At 64.8% G+C, this 15,753-nt stretch carries 18 protein-coding genes; 16 read left to right on the top strand and 2 right to left on the bottom strand.

All coding sequences use genetic code 11. The features are described 5' to 3' along the window. Window positions 1-44 precede the first annotated feature (44 nt). Genes G7077_RS06135 through G7077_RS06120 form a run of 4 tightly spaced genes read left to right on the top strand, consistent with a single transcriptional unit; the run spans window position 45 to window position 2,649 of the window. Window positions 45-788: an alpha/beta fold hydrolase gene (locus tag G7077_RS06135; protein ID WP_166410937.1), complete on the top strand. Its 744-nt coding sequence runs from the start codon at window positions 45-47 to the stop codon at window positions 786-788. Beyond that, on the top strand, window positions 785-1,462 hold the full coding sequence (locus tag G7077_RS06130; RefSeq protein WP_166410936.1) for a tetratricopeptide repeat protein: 678 nt from the start codon (window positions 785-787) through the stop codon (window positions 1,460-1,462). The genes G7077_RS06135 and G7077_RS06130 overlap by 4 nt, the downstream gene beginning before the upstream one ends. Next, window positions 1,462-2,181 (top strand): hydroxyacylglutathione hydrolase, encoded by a 720-nt coding sequence (gene gloB, locus G7077_RS06125; RefSeq protein ID WP_166410935.1) that lies wholly within the window; start codon window positions 1,462-1,464, stop codon window positions 2,179-2,181. The genes G7077_RS06130 and gloB overlap by 1 nt, the downstream gene beginning before the upstream one ends. A gap of 51 nt (window positions 2,182-2,232) precedes the next feature. Further along, window positions 2,233-2,649 (top strand): hypothetical protein, encoded by a 417-nt coding sequence (locus G7077_RS06120; RefSeq protein WP_166410934.1) that lies wholly within the window; start codon window positions 2,233-2,235, stop codon window positions 2,647-2,649. Here G7077_RS06120 and G7077_RS06115 read toward each other — a convergent pair. Next, on the bottom strand, window positions 2,646-4,415 hold the full coding sequence (locus G7077_RS06115; protein WP_166410933.1) for an AMP-dependent synthetase/ligase: 1,770 nt from the start codon (window positions 4,413-4,415) through the stop codon (window positions 2,646-2,648). The genes G7077_RS06120 and G7077_RS06115 overlap by 4 nt on opposite strands. A 102-nt stretch (window positions 4,416-4,517) precedes the next feature. On the opposite strand from G7077_RS06115, the gene ggt reads away from it, so the two are divergent. Then, window positions 4,518-6,230, top strand: coding sequence for a gamma-glutamyltransferase (gene ggt / locus G7077_RS06110; protein WP_166410932.1), 1,713 nt, complete (start codon window positions 4,518-4,520; stop codon window positions 6,228-6,230). On the opposite strand, the gene G7077_RS06105 is transcribed toward ggt, so the two are convergent. Beyond that, window positions 6,227-7,273: a quinone-dependent dihydroorotate dehydrogenase gene (locus G7077_RS06105; protein WP_166410931.1), complete on the bottom strand. Its 1,047-nt coding sequence runs from the start codon at window positions 7,271-7,273 to the stop codon at window positions 6,227-6,229. The genes ggt and G7077_RS06105 overlap by 4 nt on opposite strands. Window positions 7,274-7,342: 69 nt before the next feature. Between G7077_RS06105 and G7077_RS06100 the strand changes: the two genes are divergently transcribed. The 11 genes from G7077_RS06100 (at window position 7,343) to G7077_RS06050 (ending at window position 15,704) form a co-directional block, all read left to right on the top strand. Then, the gene (locus G7077_RS06100; RefSeq protein WP_166410930.1) at window positions 7,343-7,747 is read left to right on the top strand and encodes an RrF2 family transcriptional regulator; all 405 of its coding nucleotides are present in this window, start codon (window positions 7,343-7,345) and stop codon (window positions 7,745-7,747) included. Beyond that, window positions 7,744-9,225 carry a Fe-S cluster assembly protein SufB gene (sufB, locus tag G7077_RS06095; protein WP_166410929.1) on the top strand — a complete coding sequence of 494 codons (1,482 nt, stop codon included), beginning with the start codon at window positions 7,744-7,746 and terminating at the stop codon, window positions 9,223-9,225. The genes G7077_RS06100 and sufB overlap by 4 nt, the downstream gene beginning before the upstream one ends. Then, window positions 9,226-9,966, top strand: a complete 741-nt coding sequence (gene sufC / locus G7077_RS06090; RefSeq protein ID WP_166410928.1) for a Fe-S cluster assembly ATPase SufC — start codon at window positions 9,226-9,228, stop codon at window positions 9,964-9,966. After that, a complete protein-coding gene (locus G7077_RS06085; protein WP_166410927.1) occupies window positions 9,963-10,712 on the top strand; it encodes a SufD family Fe-S cluster assembly protein in 750 nt (249 codons plus the stop codon). The genes sufC and G7077_RS06085 overlap by 4 nt, the downstream gene beginning before the upstream one ends. Then, window positions 10,709-11,899: an aminotransferase class V-fold PLP-dependent enzyme gene (locus G7077_RS06080; RefSeq protein ID WP_166410926.1), complete on the top strand. Its 1,191-nt coding sequence runs from the start codon at window positions 10,709-10,711 to the stop codon at window positions 11,897-11,899. Before G7077_RS06085 ends, G7077_RS06080 begins: the two co-directional genes overlap by 4 nt. Continuing rightward, window positions 11,896-12,366, top strand: a complete 471-nt coding sequence (locus G7077_RS06075) for an SUF system Fe-S cluster assembly protein (RefSeq protein ID WP_166410925.1) — start codon at window positions 11,896-11,898, stop codon at window positions 12,364-12,366. The genes G7077_RS06080 and G7077_RS06075 overlap by 4 nt, the downstream gene beginning before the upstream one ends. Further along, window positions 12,363-12,722 carry a HesB/IscA family protein gene (locus tag G7077_RS06070; protein WP_166410924.1) on the top strand — a complete coding sequence of 120 codons (360 nt, stop codon included), beginning with the start codon at window positions 12,363-12,365 and terminating at the stop codon, window positions 12,720-12,722. Before G7077_RS06075 ends, G7077_RS06070 begins: the two co-directional genes overlap by 4 nt. Continuing rightward, window positions 12,698-13,162: a GNAT family N-acetyltransferase gene (locus tag G7077_RS06065; protein ID WP_166410923.1), complete on the top strand. Its 465-nt coding sequence runs from the start codon at window positions 12,698-12,700 to the stop codon at window positions 13,160-13,162. Before G7077_RS06070 ends, G7077_RS06065 begins: the two co-directional genes overlap by 25 nt. Window positions 13,163-13,352: 190 nt before the next feature. Next, on the top strand, window positions 13,353-13,637 hold the full coding sequence (locus tag G7077_RS06060; protein WP_166410922.1) for a hypothetical protein: 285 nt from the start codon (window positions 13,353-13,355) through the stop codon (window positions 13,635-13,637). 23 nt (window positions 13,638-13,660) lie between these two features. Then, the gene (rlmN, locus tag G7077_RS06055; protein ID WP_246167435.1) at window positions 13,661-14,857 is read left to right on the top strand and encodes a dual-specificity RNA methyltransferase RlmN; all 1,197 of its coding nucleotides are present in this window, start codon (window positions 13,661-13,663) and stop codon (window positions 14,855-14,857) included. Window positions 14,858-14,969: 112 nt separating this feature from the next. Further along, entirely contained in the window at window positions 14,970-15,704 is a 735-nt protein-coding gene (locus G7077_RS06050) for an oxygenase MpaB family protein (RefSeq protein WP_246167433.1), read from the top strand. The last annotated feature ends 49 nt before the right edge of the window (window positions 15,705-15,753 follow it).

Raw genomic sequence — 15,753 nt, 5'->3', positions numbered from 1 at the left:
TGCGGGACTGCCGCCAGCAGCTTTCGCGCGGTAGGGGTCGGCGAATGACAGACGACGTTCGATATCTTGACCATGACGGCGAGCGGATCGCCTATCGGCTCCGCGCCGGGGCGGGTCCGACCCTGTTGTTCCTGCCGGGCTATATGTCGGACATGGACGGAGCCAAGGCGGCCGCGGTCGCCGGCTACGCCGAGGAACGCGGCCTGGGATGCGTCCGCTTCGACTATTCAGGCAACGGCCAGTCCTCCGGGCCGTTCGAGGATGGGACGCTTGCCCGCTGGCTTGAAGATGCCCTGGCCGTCGTCGATCGGCGGACGGATGGTCCGTTGATCCTCGTTGGTTCCTCGATGGGCGGGTGGCTGGCGCTCCACATCGCACTCTCTCGGCCCGAGCGGATTCGCGGCATCGTCGGGATCGCCGCGGCGCCGGATTTTACCGAGTGGGGCTTCGGGTCGGAGTTGCGCGCACAGCTTGCCCGCGACGGCAAGATTGACGAGGTGATGCCGGACGGCACGCGCGGACGATATTTCACCAACGATTTCTGGCAGTCGGGTCAGGACATGTTGTTGCTGGGCGGCGCGCTTTCGGTCGATTGCCCGGTCCGCCTGGTCCATGGAGACGAGGATTCGGCCGTTCCGCTCGAGGTCTCGCATCGGCTGATGGAGCGGCTGCGTTCAGCCGATGTCCAGCTGACGATCGTCAAGGGCGGCGGTCACCGGCTCTCCGCGCCGCATGAGATCGCAGCGATCGTGCACGCGCTTGCCGGGCTTCTGGAGGTTGTTCATTGATGTTCTTGCTCGCCGCCGCATTGCTTGCTGCCCAGCCAGCTACCTGCCCGGCGGATGACAATTACGACGCGCACGTCTGCCGGGCGCTGAATGCCAAGGCAGCGAACGACAGCGCGGCTGCTGCAGAAGCGTTTGAGCGGGCGGCCGCGACGGGCAAGACATCGTTCGACCGCGACCGCGCGCTTGCTGCGGCCGGCAACTTGTGGATTGCCGCCAATCAACCCGGAAAGGCCGCGCTCGACCTCGACCGGGCGCTGGCCGGCACCGATTTGAAGGCGGAGCAACGCGGAGAAGCACTGCTCGACCGCGCTCGGGCGGCGGAGGCTCAGAACGACCTCAGGACGGCGCGCAGCCGCGTCGACGACGCTTCCGCAAGCATCGGAGACGATCCCTTTCTGTGGTACTTTTCAGCCGCGCTCGCGATCCGCGAAGGTGACCGTGCCAAGGCGCAATCGTCCATCAATCGCGCCCTCAGCCTGGCGCCGAACGACCCGGTGATCCTGTTCGAGGCCGGCCATGTCGCGCAATTCGCGGGCAATGCATCGGAGGCGCGGCGCTACTGGACTCAGGCGCAGCGCCTCGACGCCAAGGGCGCGATCGGCAAGATGGCCGGTGAGGCGTTGACCATGCTGCCGCCCGCCGAAGGTCCGATCGTGGCGCCGCAGGGCCGCTGATGTTGGAGGTCGTCGCCGTTCCGGCCTTTTCCGACAATTACATCTGGTTGGTGCACGACCCCGCGAGCGGAGAGACGGCGGTGGTCGATCCGGGCGATGGCGAGGCGGCACTGGCGGCCGCCGATGACCGGGGCTGGACCATCGGCCAGGTGTGGAACACCCACTGGCACGGCGACCATACTGGCGGGAACAGGCTGGTAAAGGACGTGACCGGCTGCAGCGTCTCGGGACCCGCGACAGAGGCGATACCGGCACGGGACATCGCTTTGCGGGAAGGCGATGTCGTCAGGCTCGGCCGTTGTGTCGGCAAGGTCATCGAGGTGCCGGGACATACGCTCGGGCACATCGCTTTCGTGTTCGAGGACGCAGGCATTGCCTTCGTGGGCGATACGCTGTTCGCGATGGGTTGCGGCCGCCTGTTCGAGGGGAGCCCGGAGCAGATGTACAACTCGCTTCAGCGGCTTGCGGCGCTGCCGCCTGCCACCGCACTGTACGCCGCGCACGAATATACTTTGTCCAACGCCAGGTTCGCGGCTGATGCCGATCCAGGGAGTTCCGAGGTGCGGGAGCGTCTTCGCGGCATTGAGGCGAGGCGCGCTCGCGGCGAAATCACGCTGCCCACGAGCGTCGCCGAGGAGCGGAAGACCAATCCGTTCGTTCGCGCCAAGGATGCAGACGAATTCGCAGCGTTGCGGCGCCGCAAGGACAGCTTCGGTTAAGCTCGTCGAGCGCCTTGGCGGAAACCACATGAACCTTCAGGAGTGTTGAGCATGCGCAGCCTGATAATCCTTCCCGTCGCGGCGGCAGTCGCGTCCTGCTCCACGGCACCGCAGGAGCGGATGACCAGTCCCCGCAGCGAAGCCAAGCTTCAACAGCTGCTCGCCGGCAAAGTCGCCGGGCCGGCTCAAGATTGCCTGTCGCGGTTGCGGACGTCCGACATGGTTCGGATCGATGACGATACCTTGCTGTTCCGCGATGGCAGCAAGCGGGTTTACCTCAACGAACTGGAGGGCAGCTGTAGCGGCCTGGGAAACTCGGGCTATGCGCTCGTCACCAAATCGTTCGGCGGCAACGGCGGTCAAATGTGTAGGGGCGACATCGCCCGGACCGTCGATCTGACTTCCGGCATCCAGGCGGGCAGCTGCGCAATCGGGGCCTTCGTTCCGTACACCGCGCCGCGGAGTTAATGCCCCTTCTTGTATAAGGCGTCGAGGCGGTCTCCATAGGCCGCCTTGATCATGTGACGGCGGATCTTCATCGACGGCGTCAGCTGCTCATTTTCGATGGTGAAAGGCGCATCTGCGATGATGAAGCGCCGAATCTTCTCGATCACCGACACGTCGGCGTTGACCCGGTCGACCGCCTTTTGCAGCCGCTGCTGCACATCGGCTTCGCCCTCGATTTCTTTCTCGGGCACAAGCACGGCCACGAGGTAGGGCCGGCGGTCGCCATAGACCATCGCCTGCGCGATCTCCGGCTGCAGGGTCAGCATCCCCTCCACCCGCTGCGGCGCGACATTGTCGCCCTTGTCGTTGACGATCAGATCCTTCTTGCGGTCGGTGATGACGATCCGCCCGGCCTCGTCGAAATGGCCGACATCGCCGGTGTGGAGCCAGGTCCCGCTTCCGTCTCCGGCGTCCACCAGGACTCGGGCGCTTTCTTCCTCGTTGCGCCAATATCCGTGCATCACATTCTCGCCCTGGACGAGGATTTCGCCGTCGGCAGCGATGCGCACGTCGTTCCCCATCAGCGGGGTGCCGACGCTGTCCATGCGGATGCCGGTGCTCGGCCGATTGACCGCGACGATGGGCCCGGACTCCGTTTGGCCGTACCCTTGAAGAAGGGTGACGCCGAGCGACTGAAAAAACCGGCCGACCTCCGGGTTGAGCGGCGCGCCGCCGGATACCAGTGCCTTCATCCGGCCGCCGAACCTCCCCCGCACCTTCCGCCGCAGCGTTAGCGAAAGGACCGCGTCCATCGGCAGATCCGACAGCCGGCGTTCGCCTCTGGCTTCACGCTCGCCAATCTCAAGCGCGCGGCGAAGGAGATATTGCGCCAGGGCACCTTCTTTTTCGATCTGCTTGATGATCCGCGCACGAAGCATTTCGAAAAGGCGCGGAACGACTACCATGATGGTCGGCCGCGTCTCCTCTATGTTCGCGGCGAGTTTCTCCAGGCTCTCTGCGAAATAGATTTGCCCGCCCAGGGCAACGGGGAAGTGCTGACCCGCCGAATGTTCATAGGCATGGCTTGCGGGGAGGAAGGACAGGAAAGCCTCGTCCCCCCACCCGAAATCGCTGGAGATCACCTCGGCGGCAGCGGCTACGTTCTGCAGGATCATGCCATGGTGCTGCATGACCCCGCGGGGCGCACCGCCGGTTCCGCTGGTGTAGATGATGCAGGCCAGATCCTCGCGCCGGAGCTGATCGACCTGCAACGCGACGGCGTCCCGGCTTCCCTCACCCGCCGCGAAGTCGTGCCAGTGATGGAAGCTAAGTTGCTCGGTCGACTGGCCGGTGCGAACTTCCTCCATACCGATCACATGACGGCATTCGGACCCGAGCATCACGGCGGGAATGAGGTTGCGGGCGAGCTTCTGCGTGGAGACGATCGCTGCGCGGGCGCCGCTGTTGCTGAGGATATGGGCATGATCGCGGGTGGTATTGGTGGTGTAGGTCGGGACGGTGACGCAGCCGGCGGCCATGATCGCCAGGTCGGAAATCAGCCATTCCGGCCGGTTCTCGCTAACCAGCGCGACGCGGTCGCCAGGCTGGAGACCGATTCGTTTCAGGCTTTGCGCCAGCGCGGCGACCTGCCGCGCCGCCTCACGCCAGCTCGTCGGATTCCACGCGCCGTTCTGCTTGGCCCAAAGGAACGGCGCGTCGCCTCCAGCCTCGGCGCGCGCGAGGAACATGGTGACGAGATTGGGGAAATGTTCGAGTAAGCGGCCCATGGATCCTCTCCGGCGCCGTATTGGCCGTGCTTTGCCGCGAAGTGCAAGGCCTGCAACCGGACATGCATGGACGCTCGTGCGACAGCGGGTTAGCGCCGACCCATGAGTCTCCCCCGAGTCCTTGTGTGTCTCAGCGCCTTGCTTGCGGCATCCTGCGCGCAGACCACGCGTACGCCACGGTCACACGCCGCCGTTCAGCCATCACCCTTCGTGATTGCCGCCAATCCGCTCGCCGCCGAGGCCGGAGCGAGTGTGTTGCGGCGCGGCGGATCGGCGGTCGATGCGGCCGTGGCGATGCAGGCCATGCTGTCGCTGGTCGAGCCGCAGAGCAGCAGCGTCGCGGGCGGTGCCTTCATGACCTATCTCGACGGGAGGTCGGGCAAGATCACCATCTACGATGGACGCGAAGTTGCGCCGGCGCAGGCGAGTCCGTCCATGTTCCTTGGGCCGAGTGGCAGGCCTTTGCCGTTCGGCGAGGCGGTGCTGAGCGGCCGAGCGACGGGCGTGCCCGGTGTGCTTGCGATGCTGGACCTTGCGCACCGCGAGCGCGGCAAGCTGCCGTGGAACAGCCTGTTCGGCGATGCCGAGCGCACCGCCAAGGAAGGTTTCATCGTCAGCCCACGCTTGGCCAGGATGATCCGCGGCAAGTTCCCCGAGAATAGCGCGCCCGACGCGGTGGCCTATTTCTCACGACCGGGGGGCGGCTTGCTGGAAGCCGGCGACCGGCTCCGCAACCCCGCCTATGGGGACTTTCTGCAGCGCCTGGCCAACCAGGGCACGGCCGCCTTTTACCGAGGGTCCACCGCTGCAAGGATTATCGCCCGGACCCGCGCGGCCCCGCTCGGCGGAACGATGACGATGGCCGACCTGGCCGCGTACCGACCGGTCAAGCGGGAGCCGCTGTGCGGACCGTACCGAGCCTATCTTGTCTGCACCCCGCCGCCGCCGGCGAGCGGTGTCGGGCTTCTGCAATTACTCAGACTGCTCGAGCGGACCGACATTGCCAAGCGCAGCGCCGCCGATCCGCAGGCATGGTTCCTGTTCGCCGAGGCAAGTCGGCTGATGTATGCTGACCGCGACCGTTACGTGGGCGATCCGGCATTTGTCCGGGTCAATGTTCGCGGGCTGCTGGACGGCGGCTATTTGGACCAACGCGCGCGATTGATCGGGAATGTCGCGGGTGCACCGCCGATGGCCGGAACGCCGCCGCAGGTCGACGCTCGCGCACCCGATCGGACGCATGAGCCCGCAGGCACATCCCACTTCATCGTTCGCGATCGTGACGGCAACGTCGTGTCGATGACCACGACGGTGGAGTCGATTTTCGGCACCGGCCGGATGGTCGACGGCTTTTTCCTCAACAATCAGCTGACGGATTTCTCCTTCAGCCCGACCGACACCGAGGGGCGCCCCGTGGCCAATGCCGTTGCACCCGGCAAGCGGCCGCGCTCGTCGATGGTGCCAACCATTCTGCTGACAAGCGACGGCCAGTTCGCGGGCGCGATCGGTTCTGCGGGAGGCAGTGCGATCCTCGCTTATGTCGCAAAGTCGCTGGTTTCCGCGATCGACTGGAACCTGCCGATGCAACAAGCGATTGCGGTGCCGAACCTCGTGGCGCGGGGCAGCGACTTCAACGGTGAGGTGACGAAATTTTCGCCTGAACTGCTGGCCGCGCTGGCAGGCCGCGGAGTCACGCTGAAGCCCGGCGTCGGCGAGGACTCCGGGGTGCACGGGGTGCTGATTCGCGACGGGCAGGTGGATGGCGGCTTCGATCCGCGGCGGGAAGGCGTGGTGCTGGTGCTGCCCGCGCTTTAACGGGCGCTGCCGACTGCCTCTTCGATCGATTTCAACCCTTCGCGCTTCACCCGTTCCTTGAGGCCCTGGACGATCCGGCGTGCGATGCCGGGCCCTTCGTAGACCATGGCGGAATAAAGCTGGACCAGGCTGGCGCCGGCAGTGATGCGTTCCCAAGCATCGTCCGCTGTTGACACTCCGCCGGCGGCGATCAAGGTCACTTTGCCGCCACTGGCCGCGCGAAAGGTGCGCAGCGCCTCAAGCGCGAGCGCTTTGAGCGGCGCCCCCGAAAGGCCGCCGCTTTCCCCTGCGTGCGCAGAGCCCAGAGTGGGACGTGATACGGTAGTGTTGGCGACAATGATCGCATCGATCCCATGATCCAGGGCTGCGCGCACGATCTGGTCCGGCTCGCCAGCACCAAGGTCGGGCGCGACTTTGAGGAAGACGGGCGGTCCGTCGTCGCTCCGGGCCTCCTCAACTGCCGACAGCAGGGCACGCAGCGCGCCCTCGTCCTGCAGCTGGCGGAGACCCGGCGTGTTCGGCGAGCTGATGTTGACGGTCAGATAGTCGGCGACGGGCGCCATCCTGCGGATACCGTCGGCATAGTCGGCGATCCGGTCGGCGCTATCCTTGTTGGCACCGATGTTTACCCCGACGATGCCTCGCGTTTTGTGGCGACGCTTCAAACGGCCAAGCGCCGCGTCCTGGCCCTGATTGTTGAAGCCCATGCGGTTGATGACCGCACGGTCTTCAACAAGGCGGAACAGGCGCGGCTTCGGGTTGCCTTCTTGCGGCTTGTGGGTCAGCGTTCCCACCTCCACGAAGCCGAACTTCAGGGTGAGCATCTGCTCAAACACTTCGGCGTCCTTGTCGAAACCTGCGGCAAGACCAATTGGATTGGGAAAATCGATCCCCGCAACCTTGATCCTGAGTTCCGGGATGTCCCTTGGCTGCGGAGTGAACGCGGTGCCGATGCCTAGCTTCAGCGCCGCGATCGTCATGCGATGCGCTTTCTCCGCATCAAGAGCGAAGGCGAGGGGGCGGACGAGCGGATAAAGCGCCATCCCTGCCGCCTAGACGGTTGCGGTTTGAGGGCCAAGCGCCTAAATCCGACCAGATAGCTCCGATTAGATATGCGCCTTACCCATCTTGCCGATTATGCGGTCGTGATGATGACCGCCGCCGCACGCCGTGCGGAAGGCGCACGGCTGTCCGCGACCGTGCTGGCAGAAGAGACCGGCGTGCCCCTGCCGACAGCCCAGAAGCTGGTGGGGAAACTGGCGGCGGCGGGCCTGCTGAACAGCGTTCGCGGTGCCGGCGGCGGTTTCACGCTGGCTCGGCCTGACATCAGCCTTGCCGACATTATCGAGGCGGTAGAGGGACCGATCGCGCTGACCCAGTGCAGCGGAGCCGAGGAAGCTTCCGACTGTGCGCTCGATGCCCGTTGCCGCGTGAAGCCGCACATGAGTGTGGTGTCGACGGCCGTTCGCGGCGCTCTCGGTGCCGTCAGCCTCCAGTCGCTTGCGAGTGCGTCATGAACGAAGAAGTGCAGGTCCGGAACCGCGAGGCGCACGAGGCTGCGGAGAAGCTTGCGGATTACGAGTGGGGCTTCTCGTCCGACATCGAGCAGGAGTTCGCGCCCAAGGGTCTGAGTGAGGACATCGTCCGTTTCATCTCCGCCAAGAAGAACGAGCCGGAGTGGATGCTCGAGTGGCGGCTGAAGGCCTATCGCGCCTGGCTCGAAATGGAGGAAGTCGACTGGGCCAAGCTCGACATCCCCAAGATCGATTACCAGGACGCCTATTATTACGCGGCTCCTAAGGCGAAGCCGAAGCTCGGCAGCCTGGACGAGGTCGATCCCGAGATCCTGCGGGTCTACGAGAAGCTCGGCATCCCGATCGAGGAGCAGAAAGTGCTCGCCGGCGTCGAAGGTGCGCGCAAGGTGGCGGTCGACGCCGTGTTCGACAGCGTCTCGGTGGCGACCACCTTCCGCGAGGAGCTTGAGAAAGCGGGCGTCATCTTCCGCTCGATCAGCGAGGCGATCCGCGAGTTTCCCGACCTCATCAAGAAGTATCTCGGAAGCGTCGTTCCGCAGCGCGACAATTACTTCGCCTGCCTCAACGCCGCGGTCTTCTCCGACGGTACCTTCGTCTACATTCCCGAGGGCGTCCGCTGCCCGATGGAGCTGTCGACCTATTTCCGGATCAATGCCGAGAATACCGGCCAGTTCGAACGCACCCTGATCGTCGCCGACAAGGGCAGCTACGTCAGCTATCTCGAAGGCTGCACCGCGCCGATGCGCGATGAGAACCAGCTGCACGCCGCAGTGGTGGAGATCTTCGCGCATGAGGATGCGGAGGTGAAATACTCCACCGTCCAGAACTGGTATCCGGGCGATGCCGAGGGCAAGGGCGGCATCTTCAATTTCGTGACCAAGCGGGCCCTATGCAGCGGCGCGCGGTCCAAGGTCAGCTGGACCCAGGTCGAGACCGGAAGCGCGATCACCTGGAAATATCCGAGCTGCATCCTGAAGGGCGAGGGCAGTGTCGGCGAATTCTATTCGGTGGCGCTGACCAACAATCGCCAGCAGGCGGACACCGGCACCAAGATGATCCACATCGGCGCCAACACCAGGTCAACGATCGTGTCGAAGGGGATCAGCGCGGGCCGCAGTGACAATACCTATCGCGGGCTGGTGCGTGTGCTGCCGGGCGCGGAGAACGTCCGCAATTTCACCCAGTGCGATTCACTTTTGCTCGGCGATAAGTGCGGTGCCCACACCGTGCCCTACATTGAGGTCAAGAATCCGACCGCCACAATCGAGCATGAAGCGACGACGTCGAAGATCAGCGAGGATCAGCTCTTCTACGCCATGTCGCGCGGGCTCGATCAGGAAGCGGCGGTGGCGCTGATCGTCAACGGTTTCGCGCGCGAGGTGCTGAAGCAGCTGCCGATGGAGTTTGCGGTCGAGGCGCAGAAGCTGCTGGGGATCAGTCTAGAAGGAAGTGTCGGTTAAGTGCTGAGTATCGAAAACCTCCACGCGACCGTCGCCGGCAAGCCGATCCTCAAAGGCTTGTCGCTCACCGTGCCTGCGGGCGAGGTGCATGCGATCATGGGGCCGAACGGGGCGGGCAAGTCGACGCTGGCTTATGCGCTTGGCGGCCGGCCGGGGTATGAGATCACCGACGGCGCGGTGAGCTTCGACGACGCCGATCTGCTCGGCATGGAGCCGCACGAGCGGGCTGCGCGGGGATTGTTTCTGGGCTTCCAATATCCCGTCGAAATCCCCGGCGTGTCCTACCTCCAGTTCCTGCGCGAGAGCCTCAATGCGCAGCGCCGTTCGCGTAGCGAAGCGGAGCTGTCGGGCGCCGAGTTCATCAGGCTTGCGCGCGAACAGGCGGGTGCGCTCGGGATGGACGTCGACATGCTGAAACGACCAGTCAACGTCGGCTTCTCGGGCGGCGAGAAGAAGCGCGCGGAAATGGTGCAGATGGGCATCATGAACCCGAAGCTCGCCATCCTCGACGAGACCGACAGCGGGCTCGACATCGACGCGCTTCGTGCGGTCGGAGCCGGCATCAATCGCATCATGCGTGCACCCGATAAATCGGTGCTGCTGATCACCCACTACCAACGGCTGCTCGACTATGTGCGGCCGGACAAGGTGCACGTACTTTCGGCCGGTCGGATCGTCCGCAGCGGCGGTCCGGAACTGGCCCATGAACTCGAGCGCGAAGGATATGCGGAGGTCGCATGACCGCGCCGTTTCCCACCCGCGCCGACGAGGCTTACCGCTACGCCGATATTGAGGCGCTGAAGCGTGTCTGGAACGATCTTGCGGCGCCAGAGCGGATCGAAATTGCTGCGCAGCAAAAGGTGCAGCAGATCTGGGCCCCGACCAGCGACGATGTGCAGATTCGGCGCGGGGAAGTCATCCTTGCGCCGGGCGCGGAACTGACCTTGTTCGCACTTAACATCGCGCCGGAATATGGCCGCGTAGAGCTGGACGTGACGCTGCACGAAGGTGCTTGCTTTACCTTTGACGCGGCAAACATCGGCGGAGCCAATGCAACGCTGGAAGTGGTCACGACCGTCCGCCACATCGAGCCGTCCGCGGTGTCGCGGCAAACGGTCCGGAGCGTGCTCGGGGGCAAGGCCGTCGGTTCCTATCTTGGGAAGGTCCATGTCGCACGCGGGGCGCAGCAGACCGACGGCGAGCAGTCGGTCAAAGCCATGCTGCTCGACCGTGGTGCCACCGCCAATTGTAAGCCTGAGCTCGAGATCTACGCCGACGATGTGAAGTGCGCCCACGGTGCTTCCGTCGGTGAGCTCGACAAGGATCAGCTTTTCTACGCGATGAGCCGTGGGCTCGATCCCGCAAGCGCCAAGGCGTTGCTGCTGGAGGGCTTCGTCATCGGGCTGTGGGACGATGTCGAGGATGAGGTGCAACGCTTGCAGCTTTGTACCGCAACCCGTGATGCCTTGCAGAGGGTCGCCGCATGAACGCGCCCGTGCAGATCAACTCGGCGCTTAGTGTCCGAGACCAGTTTCCGGCGATCCGCGACTGGCATTATCTCGACAGCGCGGTCAGCGCGCAAAAACCGCAGGCGGTGATCGATGCGATCACCAAGGCGTATGCGCAGGATTATGCGTCGGTGCACCGCGGAATCTACCAGCGGTCGGCAACGATGACGGAGGCCTATGAGGCTGCGCGGACTTCGGCCGCCAACCTCATCGGCGGGGAGCCGAGCGAACTGGTGTTCACCCGTGGCGCCACCGAGGCGATCAACCTCGTCGCGCAATGCCTGCCAAAGATGGGGCGCCGCCGCGTGCTGCTGTCGGCGCTGGAGCATCACAGCAATATCGTGCCGTGGCAGCTTGCCGGTTTTCAGGTCGACGTCTGCCCGCTGACGGAAGACGGCCGCATTGATCTCGATGCTGCCGCGGCGATGATCAGCGACCAGCATCAGGTGGTTGCGTTCGCGCATGTGTCGAACGTGCTCGGCTCGATCCTCGACGCGAAGCGTGCGGCAGAGATCGCGCATTCAGTCGATGCGTACCTGCTGCTTGACGGCTGCCAGGCCGTTCCGCGCCTACCCGTCGACGTGGCGGAGATCGGTTGCGACTTCTACGCATTTTCCGGCCACAAGCTCTATGGCCCGACGGGGATCGGCGCCCTCTGGGGGCGTTCCGACCTGCTCGATGCCATGCCGCCTTACCAGGGTGGCGGGGCGATGATCGACAAGGTGACCTTTGAGCAAACGACCTACGCGCCGCCGCCGCAGCGGTTCGAGGCGGGGACGCCGCACATCGTCGGTGCCATCGGGCTGCACGCAGCGGTTGATTGGGTCCGGGCGATCGGTACGGACGCCCTGCATGCGCACGAAAGCGCGCTGGTGGCTGAGTGCCGCTCGGCATTGGCGGGTATCGGCGGCGTGACGCTCTATGGACCGGAGGACAGCGCCGGCATCGTCAGCTTCAACGTCGACGGGGTGCATCCGCACGATGTCGGTACCATATTGGACGATGCGGGCGTAGCGATCCGCGCCGGGCACCATTGCGCGCAGCCGCTGATGGAGTTGCTCGGCGTGGGTGCGACCTGCCGGGCGAGCTTCGCGGCGCACAGCGACAGCTCGGACATCAAAGCTTTGGTGCGCGGGCTACAGCAGGTGAAACGGATCTTCGCATGAACGAGGAACGGAAGATCGAGGTCGAGGAAGTTGAGGGCGTCGCCCCACCGCCCCGCGCCCGCGTAGAGCCAGAAACGCCCGCCGAGACCTTCGAGCGCAAGCGCGACTATCTCGCCGGCTTTCTCGCCGAGCAGCCGAAGGACGAGCCGGTTCACGGTCCTGGCGGCGACCTTCAAGCCGCGATCGTCGAGGTCTTGAAGACCATCTACGACCCCGAAATCCCGGTCGACATCTATGAGCTTGGCTTAATCTACGACGTCTCCGTCAGCGAGGATGGCGATGCGGTGGTCACCATGACCCTGACGACCCCCCACTGCCCGGTGGCGGAATCGATGCCGGGCGAGGTCGAGCTTCGCGTGCTTTCGGTCCCCGGCGTCCGCGATGCGGAGGTCAAATTGATCTGGGATCCGCCGTGGGACCCATCCAAGATGAGCGACGAAGCGCGGCTGGAGCTCGGAATGCTATGAACAGCGAAACGAAGGTTCGGGCTCGCCCTGCCGCGATCATCCTAACGCCCTCGGCCGAGCAGCGCGTTGCGGACCTGATGAGCCGTGCACCGGACGGTGCGATCGGCGTGAAGCTGTCGACGCCGAGGCGCGGCTGCTCAGGCCTCGCTTATTCGGTCGATTACGTGACCGAGGAGAACAAGTTCGACGAAAAGATCGAGACGCCAGGTGGGACCTTCTATGTCGACGGCGGCTCGATACTCTACCTGATCGGCAGCACGATGGACTGGCGTGAGGATGATTTCACCGCCGGCTTCGTGTTCGAAAATCCCAATGCCAAGGGCAGCTGCGGGTGCGGCGAGAGCTTCACGGTTTGATCGTCCGGCGGGCGAGTTCCGCCGATTTGACCGTATGGGCGGCGTTGCTGGCCAAGCTGCATCCCGGCCAGAGCGCAGCCGAATTCGAGGCTGAGCTGGAGCAGCTGACAAGCCTTCCCGAACCTTACGTCGGCTTCCTTGCATTCACTGACGACGGCAACGCTGCCGGGGTGATCGATGCCCGTATCCGCAACTATGCCGAGGGCTCCCCCGACCTGAAGGCGGCTTATGTCGAAGATCTGTGGGTCGAGCCGGAGTATCGGCGGAGCGGCGTCGCGGCAGGGCTACTTTCTGCTGTGGAAGGCTGGGCGCGGGAGCAGGGAATGCGTTGGCTCGGGTCGGACACCGAGGCCGATCGAGAGACCAGTCACGCCTGGCACAAAGCGGTCGGCTTCGAAGAAGTTGAGCGGCTGGTGGTGTTCGGAAAGGCGCTGGCGTGATCCGCTTTGCTGCCCTCTCGCTGTTGCTGGCAGGCAGCGCAACTGCACAGACCCGATTGTTTGCCGGTGGCAACTGGGCGGCGCTCGATCGCGGCGCTGTGTGCGATGCCGGCACTCGTGCCGAGCGCATTGCCACCAAGGATCGCATCCAGGCCATCGCAGGCTTCACCTTCTCCGCCGACCGCAAGCGTTGGGGGAGTTCTACACGCGGCTCAGCCGTCCGGTTCGCCCAGGCTCCTCCGTCATCCTTCAGGTCGGCAATCAGCCCTTCCTACTCGCCGGCGCCGGCTATTGGGCCTGGAGCCGCGGTGCGCACCAGCAGGAAGCAATCATGAATGCCGTCCGTGCCAATCCGCGCATGAAGGTCGAGGCTCGCGACCCGGGCGGGGTCCGTATCCGCGATTATTACGTGCTTGCCGGCGCCCCAACCGCAATCGACGCGGCGGCGGCTCGCTGCGCTGGAAAAATGCGCTGATTGTCGCTACATAGGCGCTTCGCATGACAGCCAACACTGCCTTGATGCCGATCCCCGGCGCGGTCGACCCTGTGCCCGTTAAGCGCGTCATCTCGCCGCGCGCGGATGGTCGTGTCGACCTTGTCGGCCTATCAAAGGACCAGATCAGGGCGGAGCTCGAGAAGGCTGGGTTGGAGCCTCGCCAGGCGAAGCTCCGCGCCAAGCAGATCTGGCACTGGATCTACAATCGCGGCGTCACCGACTTCGCGTCGATGAGCGACATCGCCAAGGCGCAGCAACCCTGGCTTGCCGAGCGCTTCGCGATTGCCCGCCTCGACGTCACCGAGGCGCAGGTCTCCATAGACGGCACGCGCAAGTGGTTGCTGAAGACCCATGACGGCCATGATTTCGAGATGGTCTTCATCCCCGATGCGGATCGCGGCACCCTTTGCGTGTCGAGCCAGGTGGGCTGCACGCTCAACTGCCGCTTCTGCCACACCGGCACGATGCAGCTTGTCCGCAACCTGGAGCCGGCGGAAATCGTCGGCCAGGTGATGCTCGCCCGCGACGCGCTCGGCGAATGGCCGAGCCAGCCGGAAGGGCGCATGCTCACCAACATCGTCATGATGGGCATGGGCGAGCCGCTCTACAATTTCGACAATGTCCGCGATGCGTTGAAAATCGTCATGGACGGCGACGGGCTTGGCTTGTCCAAGCGGCGGATTACGCTGTCGACCAGCGGCGTGGTGCCGATGATGGAACGCTGCGGCGACGAGATCGGCGTCAATCTTGCCGTGTCGCTGCATGCCGTCACCAAGGAGATCCGCGACGAGATCGTGCCCCTTAACCGCAAATACGGCATCGAAGAGCTGCTTCAGGCCTGTAGCGACTATCCGGGCGCCAACAACGCCCGGCGGATCACGTTCGAATATGTGATGTTGAAGGACAAGAACGACAGCGACGAGCATGCGCGCGAGCTGGTTCGGCTGATCCGCCACTACAAGCTGCCCGCCAAGGTCAACCTGATCCCGTTCAATCCATGGCCGGGTGCCGTCTACGAATGTTCCACGCCAGAGCGGGTGAAGGCGTTCAGCAACATCGTGTTCGAAAGCGGCATTTCAGCACCGGTGCGTACGCCGCGCGGTCGCGATATCGACGCGGCCTGCGGGCAGCTGAAGACTGCGGCGGAGAAGAAGAGGCGCGCCGAGCGGGACCGCGAAGCTGCCGCCCAGACTGCCTAGCGCGCGTTTCCTGACGGAGCCGCTGCGGCGCTCGCTGGCGGGCACGGTCCGGCGCACCTTCAACGATCAGGCCAAGGGCGAGCGCCCCGTTGTTCCTTCACCGGACAACTCGTTGATCCCGCGCGGCTCGGTCGCCTGGCGCGTTCATGGCGATGTCACGACTATGATGATCGGCGGCATGTCGGGCCTACTGTTGCAGATGCTCCATCCCCAGGCGCTGGCCGGCGTTTGGGACCACAGTAATTTTCGGGAAGACATGCTCGGCCGGTTGCGGCGGACGGCACGTTTCATCGCGACTACGACCTATGGCGAGCGGGCCGATGCAGAGGCGATGATCGCGCGGGTTCGGCGGATCCATGCGCGCGTGGTGGGCACATTGCCGGATGGCCGCAGCTACGCCGCCGACGACCCGCGACTGCTAGCCTGGGTGCATGTGGCCGGCGAGATGAGCTTCCTCGAGGCGTGGATTCGGCACGCGGAGCCGGACATGAGCAGGGCGGATCAGGACCGTTTCTTCGCCGATGTCGCAATCGTGGCGGAAAAGCTCGGCGCCGATCCAATCCCCCGCTCGATTGCCGAGGCCAAGGCTTTGCTGGAGAGCTTCCGTCCAGAGTTGGTCGCCGATGAGCGCTCGCACATCGTGCGCGACATCATCCTGTCGCCGCCAGGCACGGGACTTGCTGCACTGCCGGTGCAGAAGACGCTTGCCCGGGCCGCGGTGGACTTGCTCCCGGGCTGGGCGCGGCGCATGCACCGCTTGCGCTCCTCGGGCGCCGCGGCGCCATTGCTTCGGGCATCGGTTGGTGGCCTGGCGAATAGCCTTCGCTGGGCGCTTGGCCGCACCTAGGCCGATTGCGGGCCGCCGCGTCGCGTGGCATCCGCATTGCGACGAAAAA

The organism is Sphingomonas piscis (genome assembly GCF_011300455.1).
In the GTDB taxonomy this organism is placed as follows: domain Bacteria; phylum Pseudomonadota; class Alphaproteobacteria; order Sphingomonadales; family Sphingomonadaceae; genus Sphingomicrobium; species Sphingomicrobium piscis.
Note: the sequence above shows the minus strand (reverse complement) of the source record. Positions and strands in the feature narration are given on the sequence as shown.